Raw genomic sequence first — 17258 nt, 5'->3', positions numbered from 1 at the left:
GAAGATTACTGCGCCACGCGAGATGCTGCGCTGCGCTCTGCATGATATTTCGTATGTCAATTATTTAAATTGATTGAAAGCCAGGCGCTTTACAGCAAAGCCTTTATCCAGCCGCCATCGACGGGAATGGACGTGCCAGTGATGTAGCTGGCGCGGGCCGAGCACAAAAAGGCCGCCAGCGCGGCAAATTCGGCGGGCTCGCCGAGGCGCTGCATGGGTATTTCGCGGGTCCAGCGGGCGGTGGCTTCTTCGGGTGAGATGCCCTCGCGCTCGGCCGTGGCCTGGGCCAGGTGCTCGACGCGGTCGGTGCGGGTGTAGCCGGGCAGGATGTTATTGACCGTAATGCCGAACGGGGCGACCTCCGTAGCCAGCGTGCGGGCCATGCCCGTGACGGCCGCGCGCAGGCTATTCGACAGCATGAGGCCCGCCACCGGCTGCTTCACGGCAATGGAGGTGACGTTGAGAATGCGGCCCCAGCCGCGCTCCTGCATGCCGGGTAGCACGGCGCGGGTTAGCTCTACTACGCTGGTCAGCAGCTGGTTGGTAGCGGCCTGCCAGGCTTCGGGGCTGTGCTGCGCGAAAGTGCCAGCGGGCGGCCCGCCCGTATTCGTGACCAAAATATCGACCCGCCCGAAGCGCTCGAACGCGGCCTGGGTGACGCGGGCTACCCCGGCCCCGGTCGATAAGTCGGCGGCCACGGCCAGCACCGGCCCGCCGTGCGCGGCTTCGATGGCGGCGGCGGTTTGCTGGAGAGCCTCCTCGCCGCGGGCGCACAGCACCAGCGAGGCACCTTCGGCGGCGAGGGCTTCGGCCACGGCGCGGCCCAGGCCTTTGCTGGCGGCGGCCACCAGCGCGATTTTTCCGGTTATGCCAAAATCCATAAGCTAGCGCGGGTTTTGGCGGAGGTAGGCGTCGCTGCCGTCGAGCCAGTCTTGGCGCGGCGGGCTGAATACGTCCACGTCGAGCGTGTCTTCGAGCGCCTCGGCTTGGTGCGGCACGTTGGACGGGATGCACAGCACCTCGCCGGCCCGCACGATGATTTCTTCGCCCGCGCCTTCGCCCACGTGGAAGCGCAGCGCGCCTTCTAAGATGTAGGTAATCTGCTCATTAATGTGCTGGTGGCGCGGCACGAGCGCGCCTTTTTTGAGGTACACGTGCGCCAGCATCATGTCCTGCCCCGTAATGAGGCGGCGGCCGATGGCATCGGAAAGCTGGTCTACCGGCATGTCGGCCCAGCGGTGGTGGGTAGCCTGGGGAGTGGGTTCCATGGGAAAAGGGTTTAGATGAGCCAAATTAGCGGCCCCCGCCCCAACCCGGCCCCGGCCGGGCATTTGCGCCGCACTTTTGCCCCGGCGCGCCGCCACACAAGCAAAAGGCCCGCCTTCGCCAACTCACTCATCCACTCATTCACTCATCCACCAATGGGCCAGATTGCACTCGAAGGACTCGAATTTTTCGCCTTTCACGGCTACTACGACGAAGAGCAGAAAATCGGCAACAAGTACGGCGTCGACCTCTACCTCACCACCGACCTGCACGCCGCCGGGGCCTCCGACAAGCTGGCCGAAACCGTGAACTATGAGATTCTCTACCGCCTCACGCTGGCCGAGATGCAGCAGCCCGCCCGCCTGCTCGAGCACCTGGCCCACCGCATCCTCGACCGCCTGATGCTGGAGTTTCCGCAGGTGCGCCGGGCGCGGGTGAGCGTGTCCAAGTTCAACCCGCCGCTGGGCGGCATCTGCCACCGCGCCCGCGTGACCCTGAGCCGCAAGCGGGCGGCGGTGTAAAACGGAGTGGTACTCCGTTTCTGCGGCCGGGCACACTCCTCTGGCTGAACAAGCGAACGTAGCCCCGGCCGCTGGGGTAGCACCGCACCGGCGCGCTAGTGAAATACTGATTGCCTGATGCAGTAAAAATTTTGTTCTTGAATATCAGGAAAATAAAAGACAAATTGGTTGTTATACGATGAATTTCGTAGTTCTTATTTGCAACTACGAAGCTTGTCGTATGACATTTGGCCTACGAAATTATTCGTATGAAACTTTTTCCGTTTCTATCATGCCCAAACCTACCGACGCCGAGCTTGAAATCCTGCACGTGCTCTGGCAGCACGGCCCCGCCACCGTGCGCCTCGTGAACGAGCAGCTCAGCAAAAGCCGCGAAGTGGGCTACACCACGACGCTCAAAATCATGCAGTTGATGCTGGATAAGGGCCTCGTGCAGCGCGACGACGAAGGCCGCAGCCACATCTACCGGGCGGCCGTGCGCGAGCAGGATACCCAGGGCCTGCTGCTTGATAAGTTCGTGGAAGCCACCTTCGGTGGCTCGGCCCTGAAGCTGGTGATGCAGGCCCTGGGCCACCGCAAAACCTCGGCCGACGAGCTGGCTCAGATTCGCCGCCTGCTCAATGACATTGAGATTCAAAACGCCAACCAACCCAATCCTAACTCCCATGACGACGCCCCAGGTGCTTAGTGAAGTAATATCGCCCGCGCTGGTGCGGGGCGTAGGATATGCCTTGCTGCACTCGCTGTGGCAGGGCGGGGCGCTGGCCCTGCTGCTGGCCGGGGCGCTGCCGCTGCTGCGTCGGCACCGCGCCGAGGTGCGCTACGCGGTGGCAGCCGGGGCCTTGGGCGCGCTGGTGCTGGCGGTGGGCTGCACGTTCAGTTTTTATTACCAAAGCCAGCCCGCTCCCGCGCAATGGGTAGCCGACCCGGCCGTGGCCCTGGCCGCCGCCCCGGTCGGGCTAGCTGCCAGCACCCCGGCTGCCGCCGAGGCCGCGCCGCTGGCTTGGCTGCAAGCTAATCGCGGCACCTTCGAAGCCTACCTGCCGCTTGTAGTAGTAGCCTGGCTGCTCGGCCTGCTGCTGATGAGCGGCCGCCTGGTGGGCGGCCTCGTGTACTCCAGCCGGCTGCGCCAAACCGGCACCCCGACCCTGGGTGCTGACTGGCAGCGGCGGCTGGCGGCGCTGGCCCAGCGGGCCGGCGTGCGGCGGCCGGTGGCCCTGCTGGAAAGCGCCCGCGTGGCGGGGCCGCTAGTGCTGGGTCACTTGCGGCCGGCCATTTTGCTGCCGCTGGGCGCGGTGGCGGGCCTGAGCCCGGCGCTGCTGGAGGCGCTGCTGGCCCACGAGCTAGCGCACATCGTGCGGCGCGACTACCTGCTCAACCTAGCCGTGTCGGTGGTGGAGGTGCTGTTTTTCTACCATCCGGCGGTGTGGTTTATGGCCAACTGCCTGCGGGCCGAGCGCGAAAACTGCTGCGACGACCAGGCTGCCGCCCTTTGCGGCGGCGACCGCCTGCGGGTGGCCCGCGCCCTGGCGGCCCTGGCCGAATTAGAGGCCACCACGGCCGCTACGCCCCGGCTGGCGCTGGCGGCGGCCGGGGCCGGCGGGCGCGGCTCGCTGCTGGCGCGGGTGCGCCGGCTGGCGCTGGGTCGGCCCCAGGCTCCCACGCTGGGCGAGGGGCTGCTGGCGCTGTTGCTGGGTGTGCTGGGCGTGGCCGGGCTGGGCACGGGCGTGGCCCTGGCGGCCCCGGCAGGCACCAAAGCCTTGCTAACCAATCTTAAGCAAGCCGTGGTGCCGGCCGATACTACGCGCAAGCCGCAAGTAGCGAGCGCCTGGCCTGGGTTGCCGGCACTGCCGGCCTTGCCAGCGCTTCCGGCCTTGCCGGCTATGCCCGCACTTCCGGCTATACCGGCGCTCCCGGCACTGCCCGCCATGCCTGATTTTGCCGAAGGGGTGCGGAGCCTGATGGGTACCGAACCCAACCGGGCAGCGCAGGGGCCGCCGCGCCGGGGGCGCGCCAGCACGGTCGTGATTGAGAAAGACAAAAAAGGCCGCGTGGTGAACCTGCTGGTAGATGGCCAGCCCGTGGACACGGGCGCGGAAAGCCAGAAGGCCCGCCGTAACAAGAAAGAGAAAGTCCGCACCGTGGAGGTGGTAACTGTGCCCGCGCCGCCGCTGCGCATCTTGCGTACCCCGGATGGGGCGTATCCTATCGAGCGCTTGGAACTACCCGAGCAACCCGAGCGCCCTGAAAACGGGTCGTTTAGCTTCAATTTTTCGGCCGACGGCCTCACCAGCAAAGCGCTGCGCGAAGCCCGGCGTGGCCTGGCCGAAGCCATGCGCAGCCCCGAGCTGAACGACGAGCAGCGCGAGGAAATGGCCAAGGAAGTGCGTCGGTTAGAAAAGGAAAGCATGAAGCTGCGGGCCTTCGGCAGCGGCAATGGCAGCAACTTTCAATTCAAGATGGATGGTAGCACTACGGCCAGCCGCCCGACTGACCCGCGCTTCCATATCGAGTACAGCAAGCGTGGTGGCCGCCTGAAATTTGACAAAACCGGCCGCCCCGGCGAAGACGAAGCCGCCCGCAATGCCGCCCAGGCCGAGCGCAATGCCGAGCAGGCCGCCCGCAATGCCGAGCGGGCCGGCCGCAATGCGGAACAAGCCGCTCGCAACGCCGAACAAGCCGGGCGCAATGCCGAATTGCTGGCAATCAATAGCCGCCGTGCCGAACTGCGCGCCCGGATGGCTGCCGACGCTGCCGAACTGCGCGCCTTGAGTGGCGCTGGCCGCGAACAGGAAGTTTACAGTGGCCCCACCACTCCCCGGCCGCCGCAGGTTCCGCAGGCACCTGCTAGCCCACGGGTTCCGCAAGGCCCCACGCCGCCCCCGCCGCCGCCTGCCGCGCCCAACACCGCCAAGCTGCGCGAGGCGCTGCGCAAGGATGGCCTGATTAAGGACGAAAAGCACTTCTCGTTTGAGCTCGACGACGAGGGCGGGCGTGTCAACGGCCAGGCCCTCACCCCGGCCCAGGTCGCTAAGTACCGCAAGCTGTTCAACCAGCCCGCTACCAAAACCAAGGGTAGCCACTCGAACTTCAGCATCACGGTAGACGAAAACTAAGTGGCCCTGTGCCCGGCTGCTCGAAGGCGGGCTGGTTATCTGATAAACAGGTAGCTAGCCCGCTTTTTTGTGCCCGGTGCCACCGGCCGCCCCGCCTTTTTTAGGAAATTTTTCTTTTCATTGTAACGAATGGATACGCCGCCGGTACTCCCTGCAAAACCTGATTCTCCCGACCCTTTCACCGCCCGTATGCCTGCCGCCGCCACCGCCGTTCGTTTCAGCGATGAAGCCCTGATGGAGCGGGTGCGCGAGGGCGAGCTCGACTGCCTCACCGGGCTGTTTGAGCGCTACCAGGGGCCGCTCTTCGGCTTCCTGGCCCGGCTGGCCAACGGCGACCGCGAGGTGGCCGAAGACCTGACCCAGAACGTGTTTGTGCGGGTGCTGCGCTACCGCGCCAGCTACCAGCCGGGCCAGCCCTTCCGGGCCTGGGTTTACCAGATGGCCCGCCACGTGTGGGCCGACCACTACCAGCGCCAGCGCCCCCGCGCCGACCTGGAAGACGTAGAAAAAACCGCTGCCCACGGCCGCGCCGCCCAGGCCCAGCGCGCCACCCACGACCAGCACGAGGCCCTGCAAGAAGCCCTGGCGCTGCTACCCGCCGCCCAGCGCGAGGTGCTGCTGCTGCACCGCTTCCAGGGTTTCGACTACGCCGAAATTGGTGAGCAACTGGGCTGCACCGCCGGCGCGGCCCGCGTAAAAGCCCACCGGGCGCTGGATGCGCTCCGCAAGATTTACCTGAGCTAAGTCATTTAACAATTAACAGTTATCATTTAACAGTATTGAATAGTAGCCGCAATTCAACAATTACGACAGTTTAACAATCTAACAATTCAAGCTATTATGCACCTGTCTCACCCTAACGCGGCCTGCGCCGAACTGCGGCCCTGGCTGCCCGAACTGGCCGACGGCCAGCCGCTGCCGCCCGAGGTTGCGCACCTGGCCGCCCACTTGGCCGGGTGCCCCGCCTGCCAAACCGAGCTGGCCGAGTTGCGCCAGCTCTTCGGCGACCTCGACGCATTGCCCGCCGAAGTGCCCCCGCTGGCGCTGCGCGACAACTTCCTGGCCATGCTGGAAGCCGAAAAGGCGAAGCTGCCCGCAGCTTCGCCCGGCCCCCTAAGCGCCCAGCGCGGCGGCCAAGAATTAATGAGCAATGAGCAAGTAGTCATGAACAGTGCTCAACAACTAAGCACTAAGCATCAGGTACCAGGCACTAACAACTGGCTCCGCATCGCGGCCAGCGTGGCGCTGGTAGCCATCGGGGCGGTGCTGGGCTTGTTGCTGCGGGGCAGCCAGCCGGCCGCTACGCTGGCGGCCACCGAGCAGCCGGCGCAGCCCTCGCTTTCGGTGCGGATGGCGGCGGCGCGGCAGCAGCCGGCCTCGGCCAGCCAGCGCTTGCAGCTGGTGAGCCAGGCCCCGGCCCTGGTCACGGAGGCCAACGACCCGGCCGTGCTCACGCTCATCCATACCCTCGACACCGACCCCAACCCCAACGTGCGGCTGGCCGCCTGCGAGGCCCTGGTGCGCCTGCGCAACGACCCCCGCGTGGGCCCCGCGCTGGTAGAAGCCCTGCCCCTGCAAACCGACCCCAACGTGCAGATTACCCTCATCGAAGCCCTCGTGACGCTGCGTGAAAAGCGCGCCGTGCGCGAACTGGAGCAGCTGACGAAAAAGCCCGAAGTGCTGCCCGCCGTGCGCCAGCAAGCCGCGAGCGGCCTGGGCCAATTGATTTAATTTTACCTGTAAAGCGGAGTGGCACTCCGCTTCATATACCCCACTATCCAACTACGGCGGCCCGGTGGGGAAGCGGAGTGCCACTCCGCTGTACAAGCTGCTGATTCTTTTCGCTTTCCATTATCATGAAAAATATTCTGCCTTTGATGTTGCTGGCCTTCGTGCTGGCCCTGCCGGCGCAGCTGCGCGCCCAGGAATACAAGATGAAATTCAACAGCCCGACCAATCGTAAAGTGGTGCTCGACATGCGCGGCAGCGACGTAACGGTGGAGGGCTACGACGGCGACGAACTCATTATCAAGGGCTCGGGCAACTTTGAGGAGTCGCCCGCCACGGCGCAGGCGCTGCGCCAGGGGTTGCGCCCGGTATACAGCGGCGGCGCGATGGATAATACCCGCCTGGGGCTGGCCGTGACGCAAACCGCCGCCAACACCATCCGCATTGCGCGCACCTCGCGCAGCGACGGGCACTACACCGTGCGAGTGCCGCGCCAAACCGACGTGGCCTTTGCCCAGGATGCCTGGGGCGGCTCGGACGACCTGACCATGCGCGACATCGCGGGCCGCATCGAGGTAAGCCTGAAATCGGGCGACCTGCGCTTGCTGAACGTGAGCGGCCCGGTAGTGGCCAATACCATCAGCGGCGACATTCAGGTGAAATTCAGCGCTACCCCAAGCCAGCCCTGCGCCGTGTCGTCGGTGAGCGGCAACGTGGACGTGAGTGTGCCCGCGTCGGCCAAAATCAGCCTTTCCATGCGCTCGATTTCGGGTGAGATTTTCACCGATTTCGACCTGAACCTGGGGGGCAGCAACGGCCTGCGGCACGTAGGCGGCCAAACGGTAGACGGTCGGGCCAACGGCGGCGGTACTGCACTGTCGCTCAAGACTATCAGCGGCGATGTCTTTTTGAGAAAAACCAAGTAGCCTGCTACGCATAAGGCTTGCGTAAGCTTGCCAGCAAGCGTCTGACACCAACGCGGGAAAGCGGAAAGGTGAGCGGCGGCGACCGGCTCCGACGGCCACGGCCGCGCCTTTTCGGGCCCGATAAAACCGACTCCTTCACCTCTCAGCTTCTGCACCCTATGTACCGCTTTCTACTCGCCGCTGCCCTGCTACTCGGTAGCCTGGCCCCGGCCCTGGCCCAGCGCCTCGTAACCCAAACTGCCACGCTGGCCGCCGGCCAGGGCGTATTTCTCGACCTCAAATATGCCCACAACATCAAGGTGCGGGCGGGGAGTAGCCTCAGCATTCAGGCCCGCGTGAGCATCAACGACAACCAGAACAACGACCTCTACAGCCTGGGCCTGGAAACCACGGCCGGCGAGCTGAGCATAGTCGAAAAGCTTGAGGAGGAAAAGCTGCGCGAAATAAACTTCATCGGCGACTGCGACGGTGGCAGCCGCAACAACGGCTCGGGCGGCCTCAACGTGGGCTACACCCGCTCGGAAAAGACGGGCGGCCTGCGCCCGACTATCAACCGCCACAAAGGCGACAAGTACAGCTACTGCGTGAAAATCGACTACGACGTGACGCTGCCCGCCGGCACGGCGCTACGCCTCAACACCATCAGCGGCAACCTCGATTTAAGCGGCCTCAGCGGCCCCGTCACGGCCAAAACCATTAGCGGCAACGTGCTGTCGGCCGGCCTCACCGGCGAACTCACGCTGCGCTCCATCAGCGGCAACGTGAAGCTGACGGGCCTCCCGGGCGGCAAGGCCGTGGATGCCACCAGCATCAGCGGCAACGTGGATGTGAGCTGGCCCGCCGCCCAGGGTGCCGACCTGCGCCTGAAAACCATTTCGGGCGAGGTCTACGCCGACCCGGCCGTGACCTTCAGCAACCTCAAGCAGCGCGTGTACGTGGGCTACGAGCTGCACGGCAGCCTGGGCAGCGGCGGCCCCCTGGTGACGCTGCACTCGGTGAGCGGCGACGTGTTCTTCAGAAAGCAGGAGTAGGCGACTCAAGTAGCGGAGTAGCCGCGAAGCGGCGGCATGTTGGTAGGCCATGTGCTGTTTTGCAAACCGGAGCCGCAAAGCGGCGGCACCCACGAAGAAATGCCGCCGCTTTGCGGCTCTCAGTAGCCGATTGGCTGTGGTGGCTACCAACATGCCGCCGCTTCGCGGCTACCTCGCAACTCAGGATAGTTACTACCAGCACAAAGTACGGTTGCGCCTAAGCTTGTGCCAAGGCAGTTGCTTTAAATAAAACCTGCGCCCCTGGCAACACCCTGGCCGCCGCCGTGTCTATAGCGGAACTTTACCTACTACTCTTCTTTTTTCTCATGTTTCTGCTGCTGCCCCGGCCGGCGCTCGTGCGCTTGCTGCTGAGCTTTCTATGTTTTTTTGGTGCCGTGGCGGCCCATGCGCAAGCCCCGGTGGCCAAGCCCGCCGCGCCCGCCGTGGCGCGCCGCCAGCTGGCGGCCACGCGTACGCCCGCCCCCATCAAGCTCGATGGTGTGCTCGATGACGCGGCCTGGAACAGCGCGCCGGTAGCCAGCGAGTTCACGCAGTTTCGGCCGAACCCGGGGCCCAGGGAGCGGCTGCCTACCCAGGTGCGCGTGCTCTACGACGACGTGGCCATGTACGTGGGAGCCAGGCTGGTAGAAACGAGCGCCGACAGCATCCGGCGCGAGCTGACCCAGCGCGACCACATCGGCAACACCGACTTTTTTGCCTTTTTCCTCGACCCCTACCGCGACCACCTCAACGGCTACGGCTTCTTCGTGATGAGCACGGGTGTGCAGGTGGACATGCGCTACTCGCCCGCCAACGGCGAGGACGCGGCCTGGAATGCCGTGTGGGACAGCCGCGTGGCCCCGCTGCCCGATGGCAAAGGCTGGAGCGTTGAAATCCGCATTCCGTACTCGGCCATCCGCTTTGCCCAGGTGCCGGTGCAAACCTGGGGCGTGCAGTTTTTTCGGCAGCGCAAGGCTGATAATCAGCAATTCACCTGGAACCCGGTGCGGCCCGAGGTCGATGGCTTCGTAAACCAATGGGGCGAGTTCACGGGGCTCGAAAACCTGCACCCGCCGTTGCGCCTTTCGCTCACGCCCTACGTGAGCGCCTACGCCAACCACTACCCGTACAATGAGCAGGGCAAGCGCAACACCAGCACCAATTTCAACGGCGGGGCCGACGTGAAATGGGGCATCAACGAGAGCTTCACGCTGGATGCCACGCTCATTCCCGATTTTGGGCAGGTGCTCAGCGATAACCAGGTGCTCAATTTGTCGCCCTTCGAGGTGCAGTACCAGGAAAACCGCGCGTTTTTCACCGAAGGCACCGAGCTGTTCAACAAGGGCGGGCTCTTTTACTCGCGGCGCGTGGGGGCGCAGCCGCTGGGCTTTGGCACGGCGGGCGGGCAGCTGGCCAAAGGCGAAACGGTGTACCAGGACCCCGGCGTAACGCGCCTGCTCAACGCCACCAAAATATCGGGCCGCACGCGCAAAGGGCTGGGCGTGGGCGTGTTCAACGCCGTGTCGGCGGCCAGTTACGCCGTAGTGCGCGACTCCACGGGCGAGCGCGAGCGCCAGGTGCTGACCCAGCCGCTCACCAACTACAACATCGTGGTGTTCGACCAAAGCCTTAAAAACAACAGCTATATCTCGCTCATCAACACCAACGTGACGCGCGCCGGCCGCACCTACGACGCCAACGTGACGGCGGGCTTGTTTCGCTTTGCCGATGCCAAAAACCAGTACGCCCTCAGCGGGCAGCTCAACTACTCGCGCCGCTACGGCAACGTGCTGAACTCGGAGGCGCGCATCGACGACCCGAGCGGCTACAAGTACTACCTCAACTACGGCAAAATATCGGGCAACTGGACCTGGAACGTCGACCACGGCATCGAGTCGGACACCTACAACCCCAATGACCTGGGCATTTTGTTCGGCAACAACAACGTGAGCCAGTCGGCCACCATCAACTACAACCAGTACAAGCAGTTCTGGAAGGTTAATAATTTTTACTCCTCGCTGGGCGTATACCAGTCGCTGCTGTTCAAGCCTTTGCTATATCAGGACTTTGGCATTTATGGCAGCGCCAACACTACGTTCACCAAAAGCTTTCTGACGGCGGGCTTCAACCTCAATATCGACCGGGCCAAAAACGACTTTTACGAGCCGCGCACCTACCCGCTGGGTAGCTACTGGGTGCGGGTGCCGGGCAGCGTCAACCTGGGCGCGTTCGTGTCGAGCGACTACCGCAAGAAATTTGCCTACGACATCAACGGCGGCCTGCGGCCCTACGCCCTCGATGCGCGCGAAGGCGTGGCCGGCCGGGCGCGCCGCTGGGGCCTGGGTTTGACCTTGAGCCCGCGCTACCGCGTGAGCGACAAGCTGAATTTTCGTTACACCTTCGACTACAACCTGCGCCTCAATCAGGTGGGCTACGTCAACGACGGCCTCAGTGCCGACGAGCCGCTCGACCGGCCGCTACTCGCCGTTATTGGGGGCGACGTGCTACTGGGCCGCCGCAACGTGAGCACGTTTACCAACACGCTGAACGCCAACTACACGTTCACCAACCGGCTGTCCTTCACCATGCGCGTGCGGCACTACGTGAGCATGGTGCGCTACTTCGATTTTGCGCGCCTCTACGCCGGGGGGCGCGAGGAAAACCTGGGCTACCAGCGCAACCACGATACCAGCTACAGCGCCTTCAATGTGGACGCGGCATTGGTGTGGTGGTTTGCGCCCGGCTCGCAGGTGAGTTTGGTGTGGAAGGACGCTACCGCGTCGTTTCTGCAAGGCAATGAGGCCACGCCGCTCTACTTCGACCACCTGAGCAATACGCTGAATACGCCACACAATAACAACGTGTCCATCAAAATTCTGTACTATCTCGATTACCTCAATTTGCGCCGGGCGCGGGGGTAGTGCTTACGCTAGCGCGTGCGCCTCACGAGACCCCTATGGGGCCGGCCCCCTCTCCGAAAAGGAGAGGGGGAGCCGACCGCAGGTTATCGCGGCGCTATACAAAAGGGCTTTCAGCATCGCTGAAAGCCCTTTTGCTTTTTTGTAAGAATTGGCATCTGGCTCCCCCTCTCCTTTTCGGAGAGGGGGCCGGCCCCATAGGGGTCTCGTGAGGCGCCCACGCCTGACGAGTCGCCGCCTTTACTTGCCCGCCACCTGCTGCGCCTGCTGCACCGCGCCGAATAGATTGGCGATGCCGCCGGTGCGCGAAAGCGTGGCGAAGTCTACCAGCGTCTTGGTGCCGGGCTTGCGCACCTGCGTGTGGTTTACCACGGCCGACTGCAAGATGCACGCCTTGAGCTGCGCGGCGGTGAGGGTAGGGTAGTAGGCCTTGAGCACGGCCGCCATGCCGGCCACCACGGGGCAGGCCATGCTGGTGCCGCTCTTGAGGTCGTAGCCGCCGCCCGGCACCGTGGAGTAGATGGCCACGCCAGGCGCGAACACGTCTACGTGCTGCGGGCCGTAGTTGGAGAAGCCGGCGGCGAGGTCGGCGGTGTTGAAGCGGCTGCTCGCGCCCACCGTGATGAGGTTCGGAATGGGCTGCCCGTCGAGGTAGACGTTGGAGGGGAAATTGTTGGGCGTGGCGTCGAGGTCGCGGCTGTCGTTGCCGGCGGCGTGCACCAGCAGCACGCCTTTTTTATCGGCGTAGCGCATGGCTTCGTCCACGGCGGCCTTCTGGGGCGAGTAGTCTTTGCCGAAGCTCATGCTGATAATCTGCGCGCCGTTGTCCACGGCGTAGCGGATGGCGTTGGCCACATCTTTGTCGCGCTCGTCGCCGTCGGGCACGGCGCGCACGCTCATTATCCGCACGGCGTCGGCTACGCCTTCCATGCCCACGCCGTTGGTGCGCACGGCCCCGATAATGCCGGCGCAGTGCGTGCCGTGGCCCGCGTCGGGGCCCTGGCTGTCGGCGTTGCCGTAGTCGCGCTGCTTGAGATTATTGGGATTGTCGCCCACCACGGCGCGGGCGTTGAAGTCGGGGTTGAGCTGGGTTTCGAGCTTGTGCTTGCTGCTCTCCACGGCGGTGCGCAGGCGCGCCAGCAGCGGCTCGGCCCCGGCCACGTTCTGGCGGTGTACCAGCGCGTAGAGTTGGGTAGCGCCCGGCACGGCGGGCTGGGCCTGGGCCGCCGTGCGCAGGGCCGCCGAGTCGAGGGCTGCGCCGCCCCCGCCCTGGCGCAGGGTTTCGGCGGTCTGGCTGAGGTCGGCGAGTAGCTTTTGCAGGCGCTGCCCGGTGGCCTCGGCCTCGGCGCGGGCCTTGAGGTGGCCAGCTTTGGCGGTTTCGTAGAGGTCGAAGCTACCCTGCTCTTTCTTGGAGAAGTCCTCGCGCTTTTTGCCCTCGTAGCGGGTGCGGCCTTGGGCGTAGATGCGGGTTTGCTCCAGGGTTTCGGTGTTCACGTTGCGGCCGTCTTTGCCGCCCAGGAAGCTCCAGCCGCGCACGTCGTCGGCGTAGCCGTTCTTGTCATCGTCCTTGCCGTTGCCGGCTATCTCGCGGGCGTTGCGCCAGAGGATGCTCTTCAAGTCGGTGTGCACCGAGTCGATGCCCGAGTCGATAACGGCCACTAGCACGGGGGTAGGGGTGCGCCCGGCCAGCAGCTCGCGGTAGGCGCGGTCGGCACTGATGCCCGGCACGCCATCGGCCTGCTGGTCGAGGTGCTGCCAGCGCTGCGCCGGCGTGAGCTGGGCCTGGGCCTGCGCCCCCAGGGCCGTGATAAAAAAGGTGCCGCCGAGGGCGGCCCGGCGCATGGCGCGCAGCGAAATAACAGAAGACAGCATAGCTGGCAGCTTGGTAAAAGCTAAAAAGAACGAAAACGCAGCCAAGATACGAGCGCGGGGCTGCGGGCTCCCGCCCGGCCGCTCCCTGGCAACGTTGCCGACAACGATTGCGCAAAGAAAACCGCCCTTGCACCGCCGCTGCCGGGCCGGCCGGGGCTTATTTGCGCAGATACTTATCCTTTTCCCACCACTATGCTCTTGTTATCTGGTTTTGGCTTGCGCCACGCACTGCTTTGTTCTACCCTGTTTACCGGCTGGGGCCTGCGCCTGGCGGCCGACGCGCCGCCCGCCGCCCGGCTGCCCGCTTTTCCGGGGGCCGAGGGCGCGGGGCGCTTTACCACGGGCGGGCGCGGCACGGCGGCGGTGCCTACCACGGTTTTGGAAGTCACCAATCTCAACGACGACAACCAGCCCGGCAGCCTGCGCTACGCGCTCACTACCAAGGCCGGGCCGCGCACCATCGTGTTTCGGGTGGCGGGCACCATTCACTTGCAGTCGCCGCTCACTATCAGCCAGCCCAATACCACCATCGCGGGCCAAACTGCGCCGGGCGGCGGTATTTGCCTGGCCGACTACCCGGTGGGCATCAAGGCCAGCAACGTAATCGTGCGCTTCGTGCGCTTTCGGATGGGCGATAAAAACCAAAACCAGGGTTTCAAAGACGGAGCGGGCGGCGACGATGCCCTGGGCGGCACCCGCAACAACCAACTGGTAGTAGACCACTGCTCGATGAGCTGGAGCACCGACGAGTGCTTTTCGGTGTACGAAGGCGACAGCACTACCCTGAGCTGGAACCTCATCGGGCCGCCGCTCAACTACTCGTATCACTTCGAAAAGGGCGACGCCGACTACGAGCGCCACGGCTACGGCGGCATCTGGGGCGGGCAGCACGCCAGCATGCACCACAATTTGTTTGTGCATTGCAACTCGCGCACGCCGCGCTTCAACGGCAGCCGCTACACCCACCCGGCGGGCTTCGAGAATTGTGATTTTCGCAACAACGTGATTTACGACTGGGGCGAAAACAACGTGTACGCCGGCGAGGGCGGCAACTACAACATCGTCAACAACTACTACAAGCCCGGCCCCAGCACCAAGCCCGCCGTGCGTGCCCGCCTCCTTAACCCCTACAAGCTCACGAAGGGTAGCAATCCGCTGCCCTACGGCAAGTTTTACCTCGCCGGCAATTACCAGGAAGCCAGCGCCGAGGTAACGGCCCACAACTGGCGCGGCGTGGATATGCACGAGGGTACCCGCGCCGACACGGCCCTGGCGCAGGCCCCGCGCCCCTTCGACCTCGGCCCCGTGGCCACCCAAACTGCCACCGAAGCCTACCAGCTGGTGCTGGCCGGGGCCGGAGCCACCCGCCCCGCCCGCGATACCCTCGACCAGCGCCTGGTGCGCGAAGTGCGCCTGCGCACGGGCCGTATTATCGACGTGCAGGGCGGCTACCCCCACGGCACGCCCTATGCGGTGTCGCAAAAGGCCTGGCCAGTGCTCAAAACTGCCCCCGCCCCCCTCGACACCGACCACGACGGGATGCCCGACGCCTGGGAAACCGCTCATAAGCTGAACCCCAAGGACGCCCGTGACCGCGCCAAGCCCGGCCCCGGCGGCTACCCCATGCTGGAGGTGTACCTGGCCGAGCGTGCGGGCGAGTAGGGGGGAGTTCTGAGCGCTGATTTAGAAAAGAAAAAGCTCAAAACCCAACACGCAACACGCAAAACTCCCCACCCGGCTTCCCCTCTTTGCTGAGGAAAGGATGCTGGGGCGTGAGGCGACCCGCCTGCTGGGCCGTGTAAGTCCCAAAATCCTGAAAAGGGCTTTCTGACCGCCAATAGGGGCTTTTTTGCAACCCCAGGTAATGTCCTTCCGGTGCGCAAGGGCGGCAAGGCGTAACAGAATGACGCCCTTGCGCTCGCCGGGGGCGTCATTCTGAGTCAGAAGGGCGTCAATGCGGAGCAGAATGACGCCCTTCCAGCCCATAAGGGCGCCCCCAGCAAACGTGGGGACACCCCCGGCAAGCGTGGGGGTGCCCCCGGCGAGCGTGGGGGTGCCCCCAGCGAGCGTGGGAACACCCCCAGTAAACGTGGGGGCGCCCCTGGCGAGCGTGGGGGCGCTCCCGGCGAGCGTGGGGGCGCCCCTGGCGAGCGTGGGGGCGCCCCCGGCGAGCGCGGGGGCGCCCCCGGCGAATGTGGGAAGTTAGGGTTGGCCCAGCAGCAGCTCGGCCGCCGCCCAGGGTGTGAGCTGGCCGGCCGCCACGGCGGCCTGCGCGCCGGGCAAGGCGCTTTGCACCCCTGGCTGGGCATAAAATCGAGCTTCGAGAGCCTGGCGCACGGCCTCGGCCAGCCACTGAAGCTGCTGCTGGGCGCGGCGGTGCTGCCAGTAGCCACTGGCCTGGGCCTGGGCGGCGTAGTCCTCCACCAGCTGCCAGGCCTCGGGCAGGCCCGCGCCGGTGAGGGCCGAGCAGGTGGCCACCGGCACAGGCCAGCCCGAGGCGCTGGGCGGAAACAAATGCAGCGCGCCCTCGTAGTCGCGGGCGGCGCGGCGAGCGGCGGCCTCGTTGCCGCCATCGGCCTTGGTAATGAGCAGGGCATCGGCCATTTCCATGATGCCGCGCTTCACGCCCTGAAGCTCGTCGCCGGCTCCGGCCAGCATCAGCAGCAAAAAGAAATCGACGAGGCCGTGCACGGCTACCTCGCTCTGGCCCACGCCCACGGTTTCGACAAAAATAACGTCGTAGCCCGCCGCTTCGCACAGCAGCAAAGCCTCGCGGGTGGCGCGGGCCACGCCCCCGAGGCTGCCTCCAGCCGGCGAGGGCCGAATGAAGGCGCGCGGGTGAGCGGCCAGGGCGGGCATCCGGGTCTTATCGCCCAAGATGCTACCCCCGCCCTGCGGCGAGCTGGGGTCGATGGCCAGCACGGCGAGCTTCTTGCCCAGCTTTTCGACCACGTGCAATCCTAGCGCCTCAATAAACGTGCTCTTGCCCACGCCCGGCACCCCCGTGATGCCCAGACGCAGGGCCCCGCCGGTGTGCGGCAGCACGGCTTGCAGGACATCTTGGGCCAGGGCGCGGTGCGCGGGCAGCGTGCTCTCGACCAGGGTGATGGCGCGGGCTAGCAGGCCGCGCTGGCCGGCGGCCAGGCCCTGGGCGTAGGCGGCGGCGGAAAGGGGAGGGGCAGGCACGGCCGCAAAATAGCGCCCCGCGCCCCAACCGGCCCCGCCCGCCGCGCCCGCCTACCCGGCTGGGGCGGGCGCGGGGCGGCCACGGGGGCGCGTCCCGCCGAGGTTGTAGGGCCGTGCGCCGAGGTTGTAACTTTGCGAAAACTCTATATTCCTTCTGCTCTTTTTATGAAGTACCTTTCCCCATTTTTGGCGGCTGCGCTGCTGGCCGCTACCCCCGCGCTGGCCCAAAACGAGCTCAGCAATTTCTCGGCTACCGGCCGGGGCGGCGTCATCAACACCTTTGCCGAGGGCTACCAGGCCGTGGGCATCAACCCGGCCAACCTGGGGCGCGACGGCGGGGCCCGCGTGGCCTTCAGCATCGGCGAGCTGGGGATGGGCGTGGGCTCGCAGTCGCTGAGCCGCACCCAGTTCCGGAAAATGATTTTTGAGAACAGCGACCAGCTCAGCGCCACCGAGCGCACCGACCTCATCAACGGCCTCACCAGCGACAATACGCTCAATTTCAACGTCGATGTTACCGCCCTGGCCCTATCGGTGCGGCTGCCGGCCGGCCTGGGTGGGCTGGCCTTCGCGGCCCGGCAGCGCCTGGGCGGCCACCTGGCCTTCAATCGCACCGGGGCCGACCTGGTGGTGAACGGCCGCAACGCGGCCATCGTGCAGCAGTACTACGATGCGGCCGGCAACCCCCGCAGCG

The 17258-nt window shown here is 65.3% G+C and carries 14 protein-coding genes; 10 read left to right on the top strand and 4 right to left on the bottom strand.

Features of this window, described 5'->3' with window-relative positions; genetic code table 11:
* Nucleotides 1-89: 89 nt before the first annotated feature.
* A complete protein-coding gene (locus VFO93_RS13825) occupies nucleotides 90-881 on the bottom strand; it encodes an SDR family oxidoreductase (protein WP_325134970.1) in 792 nt (263 codons plus the stop codon).
* Nucleotides 882-884: 3 nt separating this feature from the next.
* The gene (locus tag VFO93_RS13820) at nucleotides 885-1268 is read right to left on the bottom strand and encodes a cupin domain-containing protein (RefSeq protein WP_325134969.1); all 384 of its coding nucleotides are present in this window, start codon (nucleotides 1266-1268) and stop codon (nucleotides 885-887) included.
* A 153-nt stretch (nucleotides 1269-1421) separates the two neighbouring features.
* Between VFO93_RS13820 and folB the strand changes: the two genes are divergently transcribed.
* From folB to VFO93_RS13780, 8 genes are all read left to right on the top strand, one after another.
* Entirely contained in the window at nucleotides 1422-1787 is a 366-nt protein-coding gene (gene folB / locus VFO93_RS13815; protein ID WP_325134968.1) for a dihydroneopterin aldolase, read from the top strand.
* 271 nt (nucleotides 1788-2058) lie between these two features.
* Nucleotides 2059-2475: a BlaI/MecI/CopY family transcriptional regulator gene (locus VFO93_RS13810; protein ID WP_325134967.1), complete on the top strand. Its 417-nt coding sequence runs from the start codon at nucleotides 2059-2061 to the stop codon at nucleotides 2473-2475.
* A complete protein-coding gene (locus tag VFO93_RS13805) occupies nucleotides 2453-4903 on the top strand; it encodes a M56 family metallopeptidase (protein WP_325134966.1) in 2451 nt (816 codons plus the stop codon). Before VFO93_RS13810 ends, VFO93_RS13805 begins: the two co-directional genes overlap by 23 nt.
* A gap of 189 nt (nucleotides 4904-5092) precedes the next feature.
* Complete coding sequence (locus VFO93_RS13800; protein WP_325134965.1) at nucleotides 5093-5647, top strand: sigma-70 family RNA polymerase sigma factor; 555 nt, start codon at nucleotides 5093-5095, stop codon at nucleotides 5645-5647.
* A gap of 96 nt (nucleotides 5648-5743) precedes the next feature.
* A complete protein-coding gene (locus VFO93_RS13795; RefSeq protein ID WP_325134964.1) occupies nucleotides 5744-6634 on the top strand; it encodes a zf-HC2 domain-containing protein in 891 nt (296 codons plus the stop codon).
* Between the two features lie 125 nt (nucleotides 6635-6759).
* Nucleotides 6760-7557, top strand: a complete 798-nt coding sequence (locus tag VFO93_RS13790; protein ID WP_325134963.1) for a DUF4097 family beta strand repeat-containing protein — start codon at nucleotides 6760-6762, stop codon at nucleotides 7555-7557.
* 158 nt (nucleotides 7558-7715) lie between these two features.
* Nucleotides 7716-8588: a DUF4097 family beta strand repeat-containing protein gene (locus tag VFO93_RS13785; RefSeq protein ID WP_325134962.1), complete on the top strand. Its 873-nt coding sequence runs from the start codon at nucleotides 7716-7718 to the stop codon at nucleotides 8586-8588.
* A 326-nt stretch (nucleotides 8589-8914) separates the two neighbouring features.
* Nucleotides 8915-11509: a DUF5916 domain-containing protein gene (locus VFO93_RS13780; RefSeq protein ID WP_325134961.1), complete on the top strand. Its 2595-nt coding sequence runs from the start codon at nucleotides 8915-8917 to the stop codon at nucleotides 11507-11509.
* Between the two features lie 237 nt (nucleotides 11510-11746).
* On the opposite strand, the gene VFO93_RS13775 is transcribed toward VFO93_RS13780, so the two are convergent.
* Nucleotides 11747-13378, bottom strand: a complete 1632-nt coding sequence (locus VFO93_RS13775; protein WP_325134960.1) for a S8 family peptidase — start codon at nucleotides 13376-13378, stop codon at nucleotides 11747-11749.
* 192 nt (nucleotides 13379-13570) lie between these two features.
* Between VFO93_RS13775 and VFO93_RS13770 the strand changes: the two genes are divergently transcribed.
* Nucleotides 13571-15040, top strand: a complete 1470-nt coding sequence (locus VFO93_RS13770) for a pectate lyase (RefSeq protein ID WP_325134959.1) — start codon at nucleotides 13571-13573, stop codon at nucleotides 15038-15040.
* Between the two features lie 540 nt (nucleotides 15041-15580).
* On the opposite strand, the gene meaB is transcribed toward VFO93_RS13770, so the two are convergent.
* Nucleotides 15581-16564 carry a methylmalonyl Co-A mutase-associated GTPase MeaB gene (meaB, locus tag VFO93_RS13765; RefSeq protein WP_325134958.1) on the bottom strand — a complete coding sequence of 328 codons (984 nt, stop codon included), beginning with the start codon at nucleotides 16562-16564 and terminating at the stop codon, nucleotides 15581-15583.
* Between the two features lie 165 nt (nucleotides 16565-16729).
* Here meaB and VFO93_RS13760 point away from each other — a divergent pair.
* Nucleotides 16730-17258 (top strand): hypothetical protein (locus VFO93_RS13760; RefSeq protein WP_414653583.1); only part of this gene is annotated, 529 nt, incomplete at its 3' end.

The organism is Hymenobacter sp. (genome assembly GCF_035709525.1).
GTDB lineage: Bacteria > Bacteroidota > Bacteroidia > Cytophagales > Hymenobacteraceae > Hymenobacter.
This window is presented reverse-complemented; position numbering and strand designations above follow the sequence as displayed.